The organism is Pseudomonas sp. AB39(2026), from assembly GCF_059831485.1.
On record NZ_CP195212.1, the window covers coordinates 2,107,235 to 2,124,832 of the forward strand.

A 17,598-nucleotide genomic window follows, 5' to 3' on the forward strand; every position below is an offset into this window, starting at 1 on the left:
CTTGCAGCTGCCTTGTTACCGCAGCGGTCATCGATTCATGTTAGGGCAGCGCACTGGAAGGCGCTGCAATCTCGCTCTACTTGGTGCTTGCCGCTTGCAGCGTGCGGCTGGAAACCTAGGCCAGGTGCTCGACCCGAATACGCACCACGCTACCTACCACGTCATCCAAAGCCTCAAGCGCCGTAATGGCTTCGATCATGCCCTTCTCCACCACTTTGTGCGTGAGCAGAATCATGGGCACCAGGCCGTCATGCTCTTCGGCCTCTTTCTGCATAATCGATTCGATGTTAATGCCGCGGGCCGAGAGAATGCTTGCCACTTGGGCCAGCACACCTGGGTGGTCCTTGGCCTGAATGCGCAGGTAATAGGCGCTTTCGCAGGCATCAATGGGCAGGATCGGATGGGCGGATAAGGCGTCTGGCTGGAAGGCCAGGTGCGGCACGCGATTCTCAGGGTCCGAGGTCATGGCGCGGACCACGTCCACCAGGTCGGCTACTACAGAGGAGGCCGTCGGCTCCATGCCTGCGCCTGCTCCGTAGAACAGCGTCGAGCCTACGGCGTCGCCGTTGACCATCACCGCATTCATCACACCGTTGACGTTGGCAATCAGGCGGTCTGCTGGAATCAGGGTGGGGTGTACGCGCAGTTCGATACCGTGGGCAGTGCTGCGCGCCACACCCAAGTGCTTGATGCGATAGCCCAAGGCTTCGGCATAATTCACGTCGGCCGTGGTGAGCTTGGAAATGCCTTCGGTGTAGGCTTTGTCAAACTGCAGCGGGATTCCGAAGGCAATGGACGCCAGAATGGTCAGCTTGTGAGCGGCGTCGATGCCTTCCACATCAAAGGTAGGGTCTGCCTCGGCGTACCCCAGTGCCTGGGCCTCTGCCAATACGTCAGGGAAGGTACGGCCCTTCTCGCGCATTTCAGTGAGAATGAAGTTTCCCGTGCCGTTGATGATGCCGGCCACCCAATTGATACGGTTGGCCGACAGGCCTTCACGAATGGCTTTGATCACCGGAATACCACCGGCAACGGCCGCTTCAAAGGCAACAATTACGCCCTTTTCGCGGGCCTTGGCGAAGATCTCGTTACCGTGCACTGCGATGAGTGCCTTGTTGGCGGTGACCACGTGCTTGCCGTTTTCGATGGCCTTGAGCACCAGCTCGCGCGCTACGGTGTAGCCACCGATGAGCTCGATCACGATGTCGATGTCCGGGTTGGTTGCCACCGCGAACACATCGTTGGTAATGGGGGTACCGGTAATCTGGCAATCGGGGTTCTGCGAACGCATCGCAATTTGCGCGACCTGAATACCACGCCCGGCACGGCGGGCGATCTCCTCGGCGTTGCGCTGAAGTACATTGAAGGTGCCGCCACCGACGGTACCTAACCCACAGATGCCTACTTTGACCGGTTTCACTCTTGACTCCCCATGAAACGGCCAGCCTGGAAGCCGGCCGCGAACCACTGCAATGGTTGCAGCGTGTGTGTTTAATAGCGTGTCACTGGGCTGCCAGCGCCAGTTTGGCCACCTGAGCGGCTGGCTGGTAGCCCGGAATTACCTGACCGTCTTGCAGCACGATAGCAGGCGTACCGCTGACACCAATGCTCTGGCCCAGCGCGAATTGCTTGCTCACCGGGTTGGCGCACTTGGCAGCGTCCACATCCTTGCCGCTGATCAGCTTATTGAGGGCGCTGCGCCGGTCGGCCGAGCACCAGGCCGCCTGTAGCTGTTGATCGCCTTCAGACCCCAGCCCCTGGCGTGGGAACGCCAGGTAGCGCACCTCGATACCTTGGCGGTTGAGCTCCGGTACTTCGGCATGCAGCTTCTGGCAATAAGGGCACGTGGTATCAGTGAACACGGTAATGTGGGCTTTGGCCTCGCCCTGCGCCGGGTATACCACCATCTCTCCCGCTGGAATGGCGTTGATGGTCTTGGCAATGGCAGCGCGCTCGGTTTTCTCGGTAAGGTTGACCGGTTTGCCGCCCTGCATCTGGTACAGGTAGCCCTGCATCACGAACTGGCCATCGGCGCTGGCATACAACACACGGCCGCCCTTGAGGCGCACTTCATACAAGCCGTTGAGCGGGCTGCTGGAAACGGCTTCGATGGGCACGTCGAGCTGAAGGGTATCAAGGGTTTTGCGAATAGCCTGTTCGGCGTCGTCAGCCAGTGCAAAAGTACTGGCCAGCGCCAAGGCAGTGGCCGCGAAAAGACGTGTCACGCGCATGGGAACTCCTGGAGCGGCGGACGAACAGCCCGGGCCGGCCGTGTGAACAGACGAAGCGGCACATCGGGCATTACTGAGCGGCAAAGACTATCACATTAGGCTCACGGGGCCGACTGTGGCACATATCACCAAATGTGTTCCATGCTAACCCCGAGGATGATGACGGGCGTGCAATTCCTGAAGGCGCGCCTTGGCCACGTGGGTATAGATCTGGGTGGTGGACAGGTCGGCATGCCCCAGCAGCAGCTGAACTGAACGCAGGTCTGCGCCGTGGTTGAGCAAATGCGTGGCAAACGCATGGCGGAGAGTGTGCGGGGACAGCGCCTTTTGAATACCCGCCCGCACAGCGTGGTGCTTGATGCGATGCCAGAAGGTCTGGCGGGTCATCATGTCCCCTCGCTGGCTGGGGAATACCACATCACTGGGGCGCCCATTCAACAACTCGGCGCGGCCATTTCGTAGGTAGCGCTCAAGCCAGGTGATTGCCTCCTCGCCCATGGGCACCAATCGCTCTTTGCTACCCTTGCCCATTACCCGCACCACGCCCTGGCGCAGGTTGACCTGATCCAGCGTGAGGCTTACCAACTCGGTAACACGCAGGCCGCAGGCATACAGCACCTCCAGCATGGCACGGTCCCGCTGGCCCAGCGCCTCAGCCAGCTCTGGCGCTGCCAGCAACGCCTCTACATCCGCTTCGGACAGGCTCTTGGGCAATGGCTTGCCCAGGTTTGGCAGCTCCACCAGCAAGGTAGGGTCTACGGGGATAATGGCTTCGCGCAGCAGGTAACGATAAAACCCCCTGGCCCCCGAAAGAAAACGCGCCGTGGAACGCGGCTTGAAGGCCTCGTCCACGCGCCAGGCCAGGTAGTCGAGCAGCACATCCCGCCCCGCCGTTTTCAAGTCCACGCCCTGCTCTGCCAGCCAGCCGTTGAAATGCGCCAGGTCACTGCGGTAAGCACTGCGGCTGTTCTCGGACAGGCCTTTTTCAAGCCACAGGGCGTCGAGGAATTGGTCTATGAGGGGGTGGTCGAGGGCGGGCATGGCGAGCATTTAGGGAAAAGGTGAATCTATCACCATCTTCTCCTATATGAAACCTTTCTACGGCAAGAGAAGTAACTTGTTGCAATCGGATGCTACAAAGCGAAAGCTTTTTAAGATAATCTCCAGCGTTAAAGGAGATATGCTATGAAAGTTTTTAAATCGTTCGTTATTTTTCTTCTATTACAGGGCTGTGGAACCATCAAAACAAATGTTCAAGAAGACGCCACCATATCCGCAGCGCTCACACAAAGAAAAACGCACTGCACTAGCATCCCAAGAATATATAGTGGGATTGCTTACAACTGGTGCACACTCAACGCACACCCAACCAACTCAAAAGGATGGAACCCAACACTAGAATCGACAATCATAGATATTGCTCTTTCTGGGATAGCAGACACTGTCATACTTCCTTACACACTTATTCAGCACCTACAAAATGGTCCTAACCAATTTTTCGATGCCAAGCATTAAAAGAGGCGCTATCACATAGCGCCCCTCTCGAGTCAATCAAACTTATACACGGTATAACTCAATGGCCCCCAGACTACAAGCTTCCGTTTCGGAGCCTGCCGCAGCCCAAATCGCGCCCAGACGGGACGCTCTAGCGCGACAGAAAAATTACCATTACTTTGAAACTGTGCATATGCTCCCGGATTCCCTGCCGTGTTGGTAGCCCACAGTACTTGACCGCTCGCGCTAATCACGAAATTTCCATCTGGGTGCATAACAGCGGTGTTAGCCCCTTTCCCCTGAGTACCACTACTCCAAAGCCGCAGCCCATCTGCTCTGTAACCTACAAGATCGCCGTCCAACTGAAACACTAATTTTGCGCCATCTACTACATATTCCCTTCCCATCTCCAGCACCACCCCGGATTCAAATCTGAACCCCACCTTGATTGCCGAAAATTCCCAAAGCGACTTATTGACGCTCCAAAGCGGAACAATGTCCACTAGAACTATATTTCCATCATCTTGCAATACTGCAAAGACTCGCTGCTGCCCAGCGTCGTGGTTATTGCCGTGCGCGCCGTAGCCAACAGCACTCCAATATCGCTTTTGTTTAGGCTGATGCACCTGCAAGTACTCATACATAATCACAGCAGGGTGGTCAAAACGCTTTATCTTATAGTATCGACTATAGCGCTGCCCATCATTAGCTATCTAGATATCATTTCCGGCGTCCTTCAAGACCAGATTAGCATCTTCCTGAAGAATAAGCTGATACCGTCCGGACGGCGACTGCAGATACTGTCCCACCGTCATCTTGTTCTTGGCTGGTAAAATTGGGCCACCAGAAGCCCCGAATGGAATTAGATCTTTCATGCGTATTCTCTCGTTACAATGAACATGAGCAACGATTTTTACGCACCAGCCCTATCCAATAACGGTAAATATTGACCTCATGAAACAGAAAACCCCGGCACGAAGGCCGGGGTTTTCGGGTAAGCCTTGGAGGCTTATGCCGCTATCAGGAAAGCTTTTCCTTGATACGGGCAGCCTTGCCAGACAGCTCGCGCAGGTAGTACAGCTTGGCTTTACGCACGTCACCACGACGTTTCACGGCCAGGCTGTCGATCTGTGGGCTGTAGGTCTGGAAGGTACGCTCAACGCCAACACCGTTGGAGATCTTGCGAACGGTGAATGCGCTGTTGACGCCACGGTTACGCTTGCCGATGACAACACCCTCGAAGGCCTGCAAGCGGGTACGCTCGCCTTCCTTTACCTTCACTTGAACGACAACGGTGTCGCCAGGTGCGAAGGTCGGGATTTCCTTGGTCATCTGCTCGGCTTCGAGCTGAAGGATAATCTTGTTGGTCATGCTGTGCTCCTAAGGCAAAGGTGATTCATTTGCCATCGATACGTTAACTATCGTCCCGCTCACGGAAATACTCCGCCAGCAGCTTTTGCTCTTCTCCAGAAAGTGAGCGACTTTCCAGAAGATCAGGCCGTCGTTCGTAGGTCCGCCCAAGGGACTGCTGCAAACGCCAGCGCCGGATATGTGCATGGTTGCCGCTAAGCAACACGTCGGGTACACGCCGTTCCGCATACACCTCAGGCCGGGTGTAGTGCGGGCAATCCAGCAGGCCATCCGTGAAGGAATCCTCCTCCGCGGAGTCTGCATGCCCTAAAGCTCCAGGCAGCAAACGTGTAACCGCATCGATCAGCACCATGGCCGGCAGCTCGCCACCGGACAACACGTAATCGCCAATCGACCACTCTTCATCCACATGCGCTTCAATGAAACGCTCGTCGATGCCTTCATACCGCCCGGCAATCAGAATCAGGGATTCCGCCGTTGCCAGTTGCTTCACCGCAGCCTGTGTCAGGCGTTGGCCTTGTGGCGACAGGTAGATCACCTTCGCCGCGCCTCCGGTTGCCTGCCTGGCCTCGGCCAGCGCATCTTCCAGTGGCTTGATCTTCATTACCATTCCCGGCCCACCGCCGAACGGGCGGTCGTCCACTGTGTGGTGACGGTCCGTGGTGTAGGCCCGCGGGTTGCGACAGGTCAGCTCAAGCAGACCCTGCTTTACCGCGCGGCTGGTAATGCCGTATTCGCTGATGGCCGAAAACATCTCCGGAAACAGGGTGATGACTTCTATGCGCAGGCTCGCCATGGCCTAGAAATCCGCATCCCACTCAACCCTCATTACACCGGCACCCAGGTCGATGGCTTGCACGCAGTCGTCCGTATAGGGCAACAGCCGCTCGCGATCATCCAGGCTACCTGCACAAGGCTTGACCACCATTACATCGTTGGCGCCGGTTTCGAGCAGGTGATCAACCTTGCCCAACACCTGCCCTTTGCCATCAATGACCTGTAACCCCTGAAGCTGCCACCAGTAGTAGTCGCCATCAGAGAGGTCGGGCAGCAGGCTGCGCGCGATGCAGATCTCGTAACCAGCAAGGAGGCGGGCCTCTTCACGGTCATCAAGACCTTTCAACTTTGCGACCAGGACCTTGTTCTGCGAACGGCCACTGATCATGTCCACCTGCTTCACGGTGCCTTCGTGCCGAAGCGTCCAGCGTGTGTAATCAAGCAGGTTTTCAATCGGGTCGGTAAAGGAGTACACCTTCACTTCACCGCGAACACCGTGCACCGAAACAATTTTGCCGATGACGATGAGGTCATCTGCGGCGTCTGGCGTCGGGTTCATACTGCTCAGGCAGCAGCCTTGGCAGCGTCCTTCAGCAGCTGAGCAACACGCTCAGACGGCTGGGCGCCCTGGGACAGCCAGTAGCTTACGCGCTCCTGGTTGACGGACAGGCGAACTTCGCCACCGGCAGCGATCGGGTTGAAGAAGCCAACACGCTCGTTGAAACGACCGTCGCGCGCATTGCGGCTATCGGTCACGGTGAGGTGGTAAAACGGGCGCTTTTTAGAGCCGCCACGGGCAAGACGGATGGTTACCATATGAACATCGTTCCTGTTGTCGGTGCTGCAAATCTGTAAGGCACAGCGGGCACGGGTGCCCGAAAGGCCGCATATTCTCAGGGAACGCCGGAGTTTTTGCAAACTCCTTTTGCCCCTGAGGCGGGCAGGCGTCGAAAAAGGCAACCAAACGGCTCGCCGAACGGCTGGCCGAACGGCATGCCCAGTCGCATCAAAGGCGCGGCATGCCGCCGGGCATCATCCCACCAAGGCCGCGCATCATTTTTGCCATGCCGCCCTTGGCCGAGAATTTCTTCATCATTTTCTGCATCTGCTTGTGCTGCTTGATCAAGCGGCCCACGTCCTGGACCTGCGTACCTGAACCCAGGGCGATACGGCGCTTGCGCGAACCGCTGAGCAGGTCTGGGTCGCGACGTTCGGCCGGGGTCATGGAGTTGATGATCGCTTCCATCTGCTTGAACTGTTTTTCAGCCGCGCCTTGGGCATTGCCCATTTGGGAGAGATTCACGCCGCCGATGTTGGGCAGTTTTTCCATCAGGCTGCCCAGGCCGCCCATGGTTTTCATTTGCTGCAGCTGGTCGCGGAAGTCTTCGAGATCGAAGCCTTTACCCTTCTTGATTTTCTTGGCGAGCTTCTCGGCCTTGTCCTTGTCCAGGTTCTGCTCGGCCTGCTCGATCAGGCTGAGCACGTCCCCCATGCCCAGGATGCGCGACGCGATACGGTCCGGGTGGAAAGGCTCCAGGGCTTCGGTCTTCTCGCCCATGCCGATGAACTTGATGGGCTTGCCTGTGATGGAGCGCACGGACAGCGCCGCACCGCCACGGGCATCGCCGTCCACCTTGGTGAGCACCACGCCAGTCAGCGGCAGTGCATCACCGAACGCCTTGGCCGTATTGGCCGCGTCCTGACCCGTCATGGCGTCGACCACGAACAGGGTTTCGACGGGCTTGACCGCGGCGTGCAACGCCTGGATCTCGGTCATCATGTCGGCGTCGATGTGCAAGCGGCCGGCGGTGTCGAGGATGACCACGTCGATAAATTTGAGCTTGGCCTCGCGGATGGCGGCCTCGGCGATGGCAACAGGCTTCTGACTGATGTCGGACGGGAAGAAGGTTACGCCCACCTCACCGGCCAGGGTTTCCAACTGCTTGATGGCGGCCGGGCGGTACACGTCCGCCGACACCACCATCACCGACTTTTTCTTGCGTTCTTTCAGAAAGCGGGCCAGCTTGGCAGCGGTGGTGGTTTTACCCGCGCCCTGCAGGCCGGCCATCAACACCACGGCCGGCGGTGCCACATTAAGCACCAGGTCTTCGTTCGCCGCGCCCATGACCGATTCCAGCTCGGCCTGCACGATCTTCACAAACGCCTGGCCTGGTGTGAGGCTGCGTGACACCTCGGTACCGACCGCCCGCTCCTTGATGGCGTTGACGAAGTCCTTCACCACCGGCAGGGCAACGTCGGCTTCGAGCAAGGCCATGCGCACTTCGCGCAAAGTGTCCTTGATGTTGTCCTCGGTCAGCTTCGCCTTGCCGGTAACGTGGCGAAGCGTCTGGGAAAGACGGTCGGAAAGATTTTCAAACATGGGGGCGATCCTTTACAGGCTTCGTCGAACCGAAGTGGCATGCGGCCTGCCGATGTGCTCTGGCCACGGGCAAGGGAAGACCGGCGATTATAGCGGGAAGTTGCCTGGCCTGACACAGGGGCTGTCGGCAGTCTTTATCCGGGCCAACGTTCTATGCCACACTCGCGCCTTTAATGGCCGCTCGTCAGGACCTATGCTCCCCTTGCCCTCTAGTCTGCTTCCCAGCCTCGCCTCAGCCTTGATCTACGCAGCGGTCACGGCCTACCAGGGCACCCGGCTTGCACGCGGGGCCAAATCCAGCAAGCGCCTACTGTGCGGCGCTGGTGTCGTGGCCGTATTGCTGCAGGCGCTGGCCGTGTCGTCACAGATGCTGACCCCTGGCGGGCTCAACCTGGACTTCATCACAGCGGCAAGCCTGATCGCCGTGGCCGTGATCGCCCTCACCTTGCTGGCCTGTGCTTCGCTGCCCGTGGAAAACCTGCTGGTGCTGCTGTTCCCCTTGGGTGTCGTTACGGTGCTAGTGGCACAGTTCGTACCACCGGGCACCGTACCGCGCATCGATGACGAGCCTGGCATCCTGTCCCATATCCTGCTGTCCATCCTGGCGTATGGGGTGTTCACGATTGCAGCATTCCAGGCCCTGCTGCTGCTGGCCCAGGACCATCAGCTCAAGCATAAGCACCCGTCAGGCCCTATCCGTGCGTTCCCGCCGCTGCAAACCATGGAAAGCCTGCTATTCGGCTTCCTCTGGGCCGGGTGGGTGCTGCTGTCGCTGTCCCTGATCTCGGGGTGGCTGTTCCTGGAGAACATGTTTGCTCAGCACCTGGTGCATAAAACACTGCTCTCTTGCCTGGCGTGGATCGTGTTCAGTGTGCTGCTATGGGGGCGTACGCGCCTGGGCTGGCGTGGGCACGTGGCCATTCGCTGGACCCTCTCAGGCTTTGTGCTGCTGATGCTGGCTTATTTCGGCAGCAAGCTGGTCCGTGAATACATCCTTCATATCTGAGCGCCCGCTATGACGCCCCTGACTGTTGCACCTGCCGCTGGTGGCATTGCCTTGGCGCTGCTGTGGTCTGCCGGCCTTGGCACCTACGACCAGGCCCGACGCCTTCGACAGGGGCGTGGCCAACGTGCGTCGGACCGTGAGCGGCTTAGCCTGGCGCTGGCGCGCCTGATGTTTCAGGTGATTGCCATCAGCCTGGCGGTGGCGCTGGGGCACTACTGGCGAGGTGATACAGGCGCTGCCTACGGTGCGGTACTGGCCTGGCTGGCCATTACCTTGCTGACCGGCACCCTCCCAAGGCTGCTCGCCCAGCGTTACCCAAATCGCTTCAACGCGCCCGGGCCTGTGCTATGGCTTCCCGTGCGCGCCATGGCCCCCCTGGCCATCTTGCAACAGGCCATGGTGGGGCCACTCTCCACACCCCGGCCTCATTCGCCACCTTCCGGGAGCATGGACCAACGCCATGCCGATGCCTCGCAAGGCCCTGAAGCAGAAAGCCGTGCAGCGCGACAAAACGTTGCCGCCAGTATCATGGGGCTGGACCAGATGACCGTGAATGACATTCTGGTACCCCGCCATGAAGTGGACGGACTGGACCTGAACGACCCACTAGAGCAGATCATCGACCAGTTGATGGTTAGCCGCCATACACGCCTGCCCGTGTTTCGAGGCGATATCAATCACGTGGACAAGGTGGTCAATACTCGCCAGATCAGCCACCTTCTGCCCTCTCGCAGCCTGACTGAACAAGACCTCCTTGGGGCCTGCTACGAAGCGTATTTCGTGCCTGAAGGCACGCCCTTGCACATCCAGTTGCTGAATTTCCATAAACAGCAACGCCGCTTGGGTGTGGTGGTGGACGAATACGGCGAAGTCATGGGCTTGGTCACGCTGGAGGACATTCTCGAAGAAATCGTAGGTGAGTTCGAGAACGAGCAGGCCGCTAGCCACCCCCATGTCTTCCCTCAGGCCGATGGTCGTTACATCCTTGACGGCGCTGCCAGCTTGCGGGACCTGAACAAGGTGCTGGGCTGGCATTTACCCAGCGACGGCCCAAAAACGTTGAACGGGCTGGTGACCGAGGCGCTGGAGTCCATTCCCGAGCGGGCAGTGTGCCTGAAGATCGGGCGCTACCGCCTGGAGATCCTGGAAACCGAAGAAAACCGCGTCAAACGCCTGTTAGCTTGGCAGCACGTACCACCGGCTGCACCCTAGCACGATCACCAAAGCCTTCATTTCTTACGCAATTTTTACGCGCCAAGCCGCTCTACTACGCTGTTTTTAGGCACAGGTCGATACAGTGGCTACGTGTCTTCAGCACGTAGGTGCGCTATGAAACTTCCGCTTGTCAGTACGTTATCTTCAATAGCCTTCACCCGCCCGGCCTTTGCCGACGCCAATAGCAAACACCCTGATGCGGCAGCTTCGGCAGGCCCGGCCGGTTGGCATCAGCGTGAACAGCACCAGCAACAGAATCACGACTTGCGCAGGGCATTAGCCAGCCAGGCACCGGACATGCAGCACATAACCGACCTGCTTGCAGCGGGCGCGGACCCTGCAGCCACCTCTTCGAAACGAGGGGACACGGCAGCGCATGCACTGGCCCGGGCACCGAGCGTTTCCAGCGAACAGGCGGCTGCGTTGCTCGCACAATTGTCGGCCCATGGCCTGACCAACCTGCGTGCCAGCAATGCCAAGGGGAATACGCCGTTGCATCTGGCGCTCGAGGGCCAGAGCGAAGTGGCGAGCGCGCTATTGGCCCAAGGTGGCTACTCGACCAAGCGTAACCTTCAGGGCGAGTCCGTCAGTGATATAGCCAGAGCCAAGGTGGTGGATGCCCGCACCACGGCGCTGTTCAGCTATAAGGCCGCGCAGCTCAAAGAGGCAAACCCTACTGAGCCGGTGCTCCAGGCCTACCAGTTGGCCAAGCGGCTGGAAGGTGCTGTGAAGCAGGCGAGTGTCAAAGAAAACACCAGGCCACGTGTTCGCTTTGCCGAGCCGCCTTCGTTAGGCGCTGCCGCTCGGGTAGTCGAACTGGAGCAGCAACTGGCTCAGGCGCAGCAAGTAATTCAGGGCCTGCAGGCAGACATTGCTCAGCTGCAGCGCTACGCGCCCGGCCCATCGCGTTAAGCACGCACGGTGTCTCTCGGCGTCTTCGGCTATTCTGGCTGTCGTTCTGCACGGTATTAAAACAATACGCCAGCGCCGCCCTGTTGCGTTTGGCCACAGACTGCCGAGATGCCCATGACTGCTACCACCCTTGCTGCCGATGACGCTACAGCGGGGCAACCCGTCAATTCCCTTGCCCGGGTTGCTACCGCCAGCTTTATTGGCACCGCCATCGAATTCTACGATTTTTATGTGTACGCCACGGCCGCCGCATTGGTGATAGGGCCGGTGTTCTTTCCACAGAGTTCGGGCACCGCGCAGATGCTTGCCGCGTTCCTTACGTTCGGTATTGCCTTTCTGGCGCGGCCGCTGGGTTCGGCCTTGTTCGGCCACTTCGGGGACCGCGTAGGCCGAAAAGCCACGCTCGTGGCGTCCCTACTGTTGATGGGCGTATGCACAACCCTGATTGGCGTACTCCCTGGCCATGACCAGATTGGCCTGTGGGCCCCGGCGTTGCTGTGCCTGCTACGGTTTGGTCAAGGCTTGGGCCTTGGGGGAGAATGGGGCGGCGCGGCATTGCTGGCAACGGAAAATGCCCCCAAGGGAAAACGCGGCTGGTTTGGGATGTTCCCCCAGCTTGGCCCTTCGATTGGTTTTCTGGCGGCAAACGGGCTGTTCCTTGCCTTGGCAGTTGGCTTGGACGATGAGCAGTTCAGGGCGTGGGGCTGGCGTTTACCCTTCCTGCTCAGTGCGGTACTGGTGGTGGTGGGCCTGTACGTTCGCCTCAAGCTGGCTGAAACACCGGTGTTCGCTGCGGCCCTGGCACGCCATCAGACCGCTCGGGTACCAGTGATCGAGGTCTTCACCCACCATTGGCGCCCTACCCTGCTGGGTGCTGCGGCCATGGTGGTGTGCTACGCCCTGTTCTACATCTCTACGGTATTCTCGCTCAGCTATGGCGTAAAAACCCTGGGCTATAGCCGGCAGGGTTTTCTGGCCATGCTGTGTTTCGCTGTGCTGTTCATGGCCGTGGCAACGCCTGTTTCGGCATGGCTCAGTGACCGGTATGGGCGCAAGCCGGTGTTATTGGTTAGCGGCGTGCTGGCACTGCTGTCAGGTTTTGCGATGGAGCCTTTGCTCACACAGGGCTCCACAACTGCGGTGGTGGTCTTCCTAAGTATCGAGCTGCTGCTGATGGGGGCCACCTTTGCGCCCATGGGCGCCTTGCTGCCTGAGCTGTTTCCAACGCGAGTGCGTTACACCGGTGCCTCGGCGGCCTATAACCTGGGCGGCATCGTGGGCGCCTCGGCAGCGCCCTTTTTTGCACAGAAGCTGGTGGAAATGGGCGGCCTGGGTTGGGTAGGCGGTTATGTGTCCGCCGCTGCGCTGATCAGCCTGCTGGCAGTGGCGTGCCTGAAAGAGACACGTGACACCACGCTTTGACCGATAGGCCTTGCCCTTCAAGCGCAGGCACCCCTGTGGGAGCAGGCGCCAGCCTGCGAAAGGGTTCGAAGGCTTCGCTGGGCGGGCCTATAACTCGACCTTCACCGCCTGAGCAGCGCGAGTGGCCTTGGCGCGGGCGGCCTCGATGGATTCATCACGGGCCAGGGCCACCCCCATGCGGCGCTGCCCGTTCACTTCCGGCTTGCCAAACAGGCGCAAGGCCGTGTCCGGCTCACTGAGTGCGGCACCCAGGTTAGCGAAGGCTGTTTGCTGCGAAGTGCCTTCCACCAGTACCACTGCCGAGGCGGACGGGCCGAACTGGCGCACCACGGGGACGGGTAGGCCCAGAATGGCACGCGCATGCAAGGCAAACTGGGACAGGTCCTGGGAAATAAGTGTTACCAGGCCAGTGTCATGGGGGCGCGGGGACACTTCGCTGAACCACACCTGGTCACCCTTGATGAACAGCTCTACCCCGAACATGCCCCGCCCGCCCAAGGCTTCAGTCACAGCCCGGGCCACCTCACGTGAGGCTTCCAGTGCTTTCTCGCTCATGGCCTGGGGCTGCCAGGACTCCTGGTAGTCGCCCTTTTCCTGACGATGCCCTACCGGCTCGCAGAAGGTGGTGCCGTTGCCATGACGCACCGTCAGCAACGTGATTTCATAATCGAAGTCGATGAACCCTTCGACGATGACACGGCCTTTGCCAGCGCGCCCTCCTTCTTGGGCATAGTCCCATGCACCCTGCACATCGGCGTCGCTGCGCAACAGGCTCTGCCCCTTGCCCGAAGAGCTCATCACCGGCTTGACCACGCAGGGGAAGCCCAGCACCTGCACCGCTTCACGGTAGTCCTCAACGGTGTCAGCAAAACGGTAAGGTGAGGTAGGCAAGCCCAGCTCTTCGGCCGCCAGGCGGCGAATGCCCTCCCGGTTCATGGTCAGCTGTGCAGCACGTGCGGTAGGAATAACCGTAAACCCTTCGTTTTCCAGTGCCACCAGGGTAGCCGTGGCAATGGCTTCGATTTCGGGCACGATGTAATGAGGCTTTTCCAGCTCGATCACGGCGCGCAGGACGTCGCCATCAAGCATGTTCACCACATGGCTGCGGTGCGCGACCTGCATGGCCGGCGCGTTGGGGTAGCGGTCCACGGCAATGACCTCCACACCCAAGCGTTGCAGCTCGATCACCACTTCCTTGCCCAGCTCGCCAGAGCCACAGAGCAGCACACGGGTAGCCGTGGTCGACAGGGGGGTACCGATACGGGTCATGGGAAGGTCCTCAAGGTGAACGAGTCGAGGGCCGCCGGGTGCGCACCCCATAAAGGCGCGCATTCTACATCAGGCGTTGGCCGCTTACAGCAATACGCCCTGCTGCCGCGCACGCTCATGGGCCTGTGCGATGACCTGCCGGCGTTCCTCATTGCTCATTCGCCCCCAGCGGGTGATCTCATCACCCGTGCGCTGGCAGCCGATGCACAGATCGTACTCGTCCATGGCACAGACGCTTACGCAGGGGGAACGCACTGGGCGTTCGGCAGGGTGATCGTTCACAGTACTGCTCCCGCAGGCTGGTCAGGTTTCGCTGAACGGCCCAACGGGCCTGTCCATGCAAATATTGGCGTCATACAGCACATTGACCAGTTCCACGATCATGATGGCCGTAAGGCCCCATATCTTGTAGCGGTCGAAACGGTAGCTGGGGACGTACCAGCTTCGGCCTTGGTAGTCGATGCGGTGCGTGTGCTCGCGCGGGTCCTGCCGGAAAAAAGCCAGCGGCACCGAGAACACCGCGGCAATTTCCGCGTCGTTTGGGCGGTACTCCACATAATCGGGAATAAGCCCCACATAAGGCGTTACCTTCAAGCCGTGGCGAGAGACCAGAGGGCTAAGAGGCCCTATGATTTCCACCATACCGGGCGGCAGCCCAATCTCCTCCTCGGCCTCGCGCAGGGCGGTGAAGACCAGGTCCGGGTCCTCTGGGTCTCTGCGACCGCCTGGAAAGGCCACTTCGCCGCCATGGGTCGATAACCCTGCAGCACGAAGGGTAAGGATCATTTCCGGGTTGTCGCCACGTGTAATGGGCACCAGCACAGCGGCTTCCGGAAAGCGTGCATCGGTTTCCAGCGCAAGCGGAACATGATTGCCAATACGGCGCAACAACTCCTCAAGCATGGTTTTCCTCACCACAAGGCCCGGCCTCCATCATGCAACAAACAACCGTATTGCCCAACCTCTAAAAAAGACCCTCCGGGCTAGCGGGATCGGCCCTCTATGAAAGCCTGCAGCTTTGTCGGGGCAGGCTTCTCCCACACGGTGGCCGTGCTTTAGAATATGCCCCCACCCCCCTGGAGCTGAAGCTGCCGATGCGTGTGCTGTTCGCGTTGTTATGCCTGGCGTTCGCAAGCGTGGCCAATGCCGCTTTCACCCAGACCATCATCACCCGCCCGCTGGTGCCGCCGGCGACGAGCCCGCTTGCGCCTTCGGCGCGGGTGGATAAGCTGCTGGTGATCAAATCCACACGTCAGTTGCAACTGATCAGCCAGGGGGTGCCGATCAAGACCTACAAGGTGTCCTTGGGCAAGCAACCCAAGGGCCCCAAGGAGCGCGAGGGTGACAAGCGCACGCCTGAAGGCCTGTATTGGGTAGACTGGCGCAAAGTGAGTGACCGCTACAACCTGGCCCTGCACCTGTCCTACCCCAACACCCGGGATGCCGCCAAGGCCCAGGAGGCCGGTGTGGCGCCGGGCAGCATGATCATGATTCACGGCACGCCTGCCAGCGAGGACTACCCTGAGTGGTATTTCCAGTCGCTAGACTGGACCGACGGCTGCATTGCCCTGAAAAACGACGACATGCGTGAGGTATGGAACCTGGTAAAGGACGGCACGTTGATCGAGATCCGCCCCTGAACCTACACGCAACAGGTCCTAGGACATTTCCTGCAACAGCCTAGGCCGCCTCACGCCTTCCTTCCAGACCTGCCCTAACGCGCTCACAGGCGTCGAGCCGATAAGGTAAAAGCCATTCGTTCGAGTGGTTTTTATCGATGCGCACTAGTCTTCCTATCTTTTTGAGTATCGTTCTCGTTTGGGCTTTTTGCAGCTCAGGGCTACAGGCCAGCGAGCCTGCTTCCGTACCATTAGAGGCCAATCGATTTCTGGAAGAGGCCCAGCAGCGGCGTGAAGCCATTGAGCAGGCTGGGCGTGAGCGCCAGCTTCGACGTGGTGCGCCAGGCGCTCCTGCCCCCGATAGCCGGCCAATACCGCCTGAAGAACAACCGGATGCACCTTGCTGGTACTTGACCGGCATGCAACTGAGCGGCAATCAGGTAATCACCGATCACCGCCTTCGTACCGCCATGCAGCCTGTGCTCAAGCCCTGCATGAGCCCAGGCCAGATAAACCGTTTACTGGCGGCCATCACAAAGGCGTACGCCGACGCAGGTTACGTGGCCAGCCGCCCGCTATTACTCAGCCCGCCCAGCGACCATCAGCCGCTTTCATTGGCCATCGAAGAAGGCTTTGTGGAAGCGATCGAACTGGCCGACCAGGACCTTCCCATCAGCCTGGCCAGTGCGTTCCCCGGCATGATCGGCCAGCCCCTTTACTTGCGAGACCTTGAAAGCGGGCTGGACCAGCTCAACCGGCTACGTTCGGTAGACCTCACTGCCGACATCGAACCAGGCGCATTGCCGGGAGGGTCGCGCATTCTGCTGCGCACCCTCGCACGCTTGCCACGCTGGCAGGTGTCGGCCACGTGGGACAATGGCGGCAGCCTTGGCACGGGGCGCCACCGAACCACCCTTGGCGCCAGCCTGGACAGCCCCCTGGAGCGCAATGACGCGCTGAGCCTTTACGGCACGTTCAGCCATAAGGCAGGCCCTGCTGGCAGTGAAACCTTGGGGCTGTACTACAGCCTTCCCTACGGGCGCTGGACCTTGGCCCTGGCGGCCCACCACTTCCAGTTCCGCAGTACAGATAAAGGCCTGTTCGGCCCCCTGAATACCCGCGGCACCACACGCCAGGTCAGCTACTCCCTTGAGCGTACCCTGTGGCGAGACCAGAACCGCCTGTTCAGCGCCAGCCTTCGCCTGGATGACAAGCGGCAGCAAACCCGGTTCCAGCGCCTGCGCCTGCCCTATCAGAGCCCCCATTACCAAGCGCTGGAGGCTGGCATTCACGGCGTATGGACGGGCCAGACGACCTGGACGACCTTCATAGGCCATTCCCGGGGGCTGGGCGGTTGGAGAAGCGACAACCACCTCACCCACAAAGCGTCCAACGCACGTACCGCACGTTACGGAAAATGGCGCGCCAGTGTGAGCCGTACCGCTGGCTACAGCATCGGCGGGTTGCACTGGATCGTTAACAACAGTTGGCAAGGCCAATACAGCCAGGACGCCTTGCCCTCTTTGGAAGGCTTTGTACTAGGCGACGCGTCGCAGGTGCGGGGGTTTGCCCACCAAGGCGTGGAGACTGGCAGCGGCCTGGCCTGGCGCAACGCACTGTATTTACCCATCGCCCTGGGTGCAGGGCTGAGCCTTACACCCACGTTGGGCCTGGACGCAGGCTGGGCCGATGGCCGTGGCCGAGACGCTCGCGTGTTCAGCCCTGCACCCGTACGAGGCGACCAGTTGATCGGCGCCAGCCTGGGCTTTTCCCTCGACCACCGCCACGCCACTCTGGCCGCCGACTACCAGCGTGGCCTGTACCGACGCAATGGTCCCCTTGCGCCGGGGTACTGGCGGCTTGCCCTGCAATTGAAGCTTTGATCCCCCACCCCCAGAGAAA

The 17,598-nt window shown here is 59.8% G+C and carries 19 protein-coding genes; 7 read left to right on the forward strand and 12 right to left on the reverse strand.

The window, feature by feature from the left end:
• Positions 1-115 precede the first annotated feature (115 nt).
• From ACSAMW_RS09575 to xerD, 3 genes are all read right to left on the reverse strand, one after another.
• Positions 116-1,420 carry a homoserine dehydrogenase gene (locus ACSAMW_RS09575; protein WP_500593720.1) on the reverse strand — a complete coding sequence of 435 codons (1,305 nt, stop codon included), beginning with the start codon at positions 1,418-1,420 and terminating at the stop codon, positions 116-118.
• Positions 1,421-1,502: 82 nt separating this feature from the next.
• Positions 1,503-2,231: a bifunctional protein-disulfide isomerase/oxidoreductase DsbC gene (dsbC, locus tag ACSAMW_RS09580; protein ID WP_500593721.1), complete on the reverse strand. Its 729-nt coding sequence runs from the start codon at positions 2,229-2,231 to the stop codon at positions 1,503-1,505.
• A 144-nt stretch (positions 2,232-2,375) separates the two neighbouring features.
• Complete coding sequence (gene xerD, locus ACSAMW_RS09585) at positions 2,376-3,272, reverse strand: site-specific tyrosine recombinase XerD (protein WP_500593722.1); 897 nt, start codon at positions 3,270-3,272, stop codon at positions 2,376-2,378.
• Positions 3,273-3,416: 144 nt separating this feature from the next.
• Here xerD and ACSAMW_RS09590 point away from each other — a divergent pair, with 144 nt between their 5' ends.
• Positions 3,417-3,746 carry a YceK/YidQ family lipoprotein gene (locus ACSAMW_RS09590; RefSeq protein WP_500593723.1) on the forward strand — a complete coding sequence of 110 codons (330 nt, stop codon included), beginning with the start codon at positions 3,417-3,419 and terminating at the stop codon, positions 3,744-3,746.
• A gap of 32 nt (positions 3,747-3,778) precedes the next feature.
• On the opposite strand, the gene ACSAMW_RS09595 is transcribed toward ACSAMW_RS09590, so the two are convergent.
• The 6 genes from ACSAMW_RS09595 to ffh form a co-directional block, all read right to left on the reverse strand.
• Positions 3,779-4,369 (reverse strand): hypothetical protein, encoded by a 591-nt coding sequence (locus tag ACSAMW_RS09595; RefSeq protein ID WP_500593724.1) that lies wholly within the window; start codon positions 4,367-4,369, stop codon positions 3,779-3,781.
• Positions 4,370-4,745: 376 nt separating this feature from the next.
• Positions 4,746-5,096, reverse strand: coding sequence for a 50S ribosomal protein L19 (gene rplS, locus ACSAMW_RS09600; protein WP_168084395.1), 351 nt, complete (start codon positions 5,094-5,096; stop codon positions 4,746-4,748).
• A 43-nt stretch (positions 5,097-5,139) separates the two neighbouring features.
• Complete coding sequence (trmD, locus tag ACSAMW_RS09605) at positions 5,140-5,892, reverse strand: tRNA (guanosine(37)-N1)-methyltransferase TrmD (protein WP_500593725.1); 753 nt, start codon at positions 5,890-5,892, stop codon at positions 5,140-5,142.
• A 3-nt stretch (positions 5,893-5,895) separates the two neighbouring features.
• On the reverse strand, positions 5,896-6,432 hold the full coding sequence (rimM, locus tag ACSAMW_RS09610) for a ribosome maturation factor RimM (RefSeq protein ID WP_168084397.1): 537 nt from the start codon (positions 6,430-6,432) through the stop codon (positions 5,896-5,898).
• Between the two features lie 5 nt (positions 6,433-6,437).
• Positions 6,438-6,689 carry a 30S ribosomal protein S16 gene (gene rpsP / locus ACSAMW_RS09615; RefSeq protein ID WP_168084398.1) on the reverse strand — a complete coding sequence of 84 codons (252 nt, stop codon included), beginning with the start codon at positions 6,687-6,689 and terminating at the stop codon, positions 6,438-6,440.
• 190 nt (positions 6,690-6,879) lie between these two features.
• Positions 6,880-8,253 carry a signal recognition particle protein gene (gene ffh, locus ACSAMW_RS09620; RefSeq protein ID WP_168084399.1) on the reverse strand — a complete coding sequence of 458 codons (1,374 nt, stop codon included), beginning with the start codon at positions 8,251-8,253 and terminating at the stop codon, positions 6,880-6,882.
• 193 nt (positions 8,254-8,446) lie between these two features.
• On the opposite strand from ffh, the gene ACSAMW_RS09625 reads away from it, so the two are divergent.
• From ACSAMW_RS09625 to ACSAMW_RS09640, 4 genes are all read left to right on the forward strand, one after another.
• Positions 8,447-9,259 carry a cytochrome C assembly family protein gene (locus tag ACSAMW_RS09625; RefSeq protein WP_168084400.1) on the forward strand — a complete coding sequence of 271 codons (813 nt, stop codon included), beginning with the start codon at positions 8,447-8,449 and terminating at the stop codon, positions 9,257-9,259.
• Between the two features lie 9 nt (positions 9,260-9,268).
• The gene (locus ACSAMW_RS09630) at positions 9,269-10,471 is read left to right on the forward strand and encodes a transporter associated domain-containing protein (protein WP_500593726.1); all 1,203 of its coding nucleotides are present in this window, start codon (positions 9,269-9,271) and stop codon (positions 10,469-10,471) included.
• Positions 10,472-10,588: 117 nt separating this feature from the next.
• Complete coding sequence (locus ACSAMW_RS09635) at positions 10,589-11,386, forward strand: ankyrin repeat domain-containing protein (protein WP_500593727.1); 798 nt, start codon at positions 10,589-10,591, stop codon at positions 11,384-11,386.
• A 114-nt stretch (positions 11,387-11,500) separates the two neighbouring features.
• Positions 11,501-12,808, forward strand: a complete 1,308-nt coding sequence (locus tag ACSAMW_RS09640) for an MFS transporter (RefSeq protein WP_500593728.1) — start codon at positions 11,501-11,503, stop codon at positions 12,806-12,808.
• Between the two features lie 87 nt (positions 12,809-12,895).
• Here the strand turns inward: ACSAMW_RS09640 and purT are convergent, their stop codons facing one another.
• The 3 genes from purT to ACSAMW_RS09655 all read right to left on the reverse strand — a co-directional run bounded on the left by purT (position 12,896) and on the right by ACSAMW_RS09655 (position 14,980).
• Positions 12,896-14,077 (reverse strand): formate-dependent phosphoribosylglycinamide formyltransferase, encoded by a 1,182-nt coding sequence (gene purT, locus ACSAMW_RS09645; protein WP_500593729.1) that lies wholly within the window; start codon positions 14,075-14,077, stop codon positions 12,896-12,898.
• An 84-nt stretch (positions 14,078-14,161) separates the two neighbouring features.
• Positions 14,162-14,359 carry a DUF1289 domain-containing protein gene (locus ACSAMW_RS09650; protein ID WP_500593730.1) on the reverse strand — a complete coding sequence of 66 codons (198 nt, stop codon included), beginning with the start codon at positions 14,357-14,359 and terminating at the stop codon, positions 14,162-14,164.
• Between the two features lie 21 nt (positions 14,360-14,380).
• The gene (locus ACSAMW_RS09655) at positions 14,381-14,980 is read right to left on the reverse strand and encodes a CoA pyrophosphatase (protein ID WP_500593731.1); all 600 of its coding nucleotides are present in this window, start codon (positions 14,978-14,980) and stop codon (positions 14,381-14,383) included.
• 191 nt (positions 14,981-15,171) lie between these two features.
• Here ACSAMW_RS09655 and ACSAMW_RS09660 point away from each other — a divergent pair, with 191 nt between their 5' ends.
• Positions 15,172-15,717, forward strand: a complete 546-nt coding sequence (locus ACSAMW_RS09660; protein WP_500593732.1) for a L,D-transpeptidase family protein — start codon at positions 15,172-15,174, stop codon at positions 15,715-15,717.
• A gap of 137 nt (positions 15,718-15,854) precedes the next feature.
• Positions 15,855-17,579, forward strand: a complete 1,725-nt coding sequence (locus ACSAMW_RS09665; RefSeq protein ID WP_500593733.1) for a ShlB/FhaC/HecB family hemolysin secretion/activation protein — start codon at positions 15,855-15,857, stop codon at positions 17,577-17,579.
• The last annotated feature ends 19 nt before the right edge of the window (positions 17,580-17,598 follow it).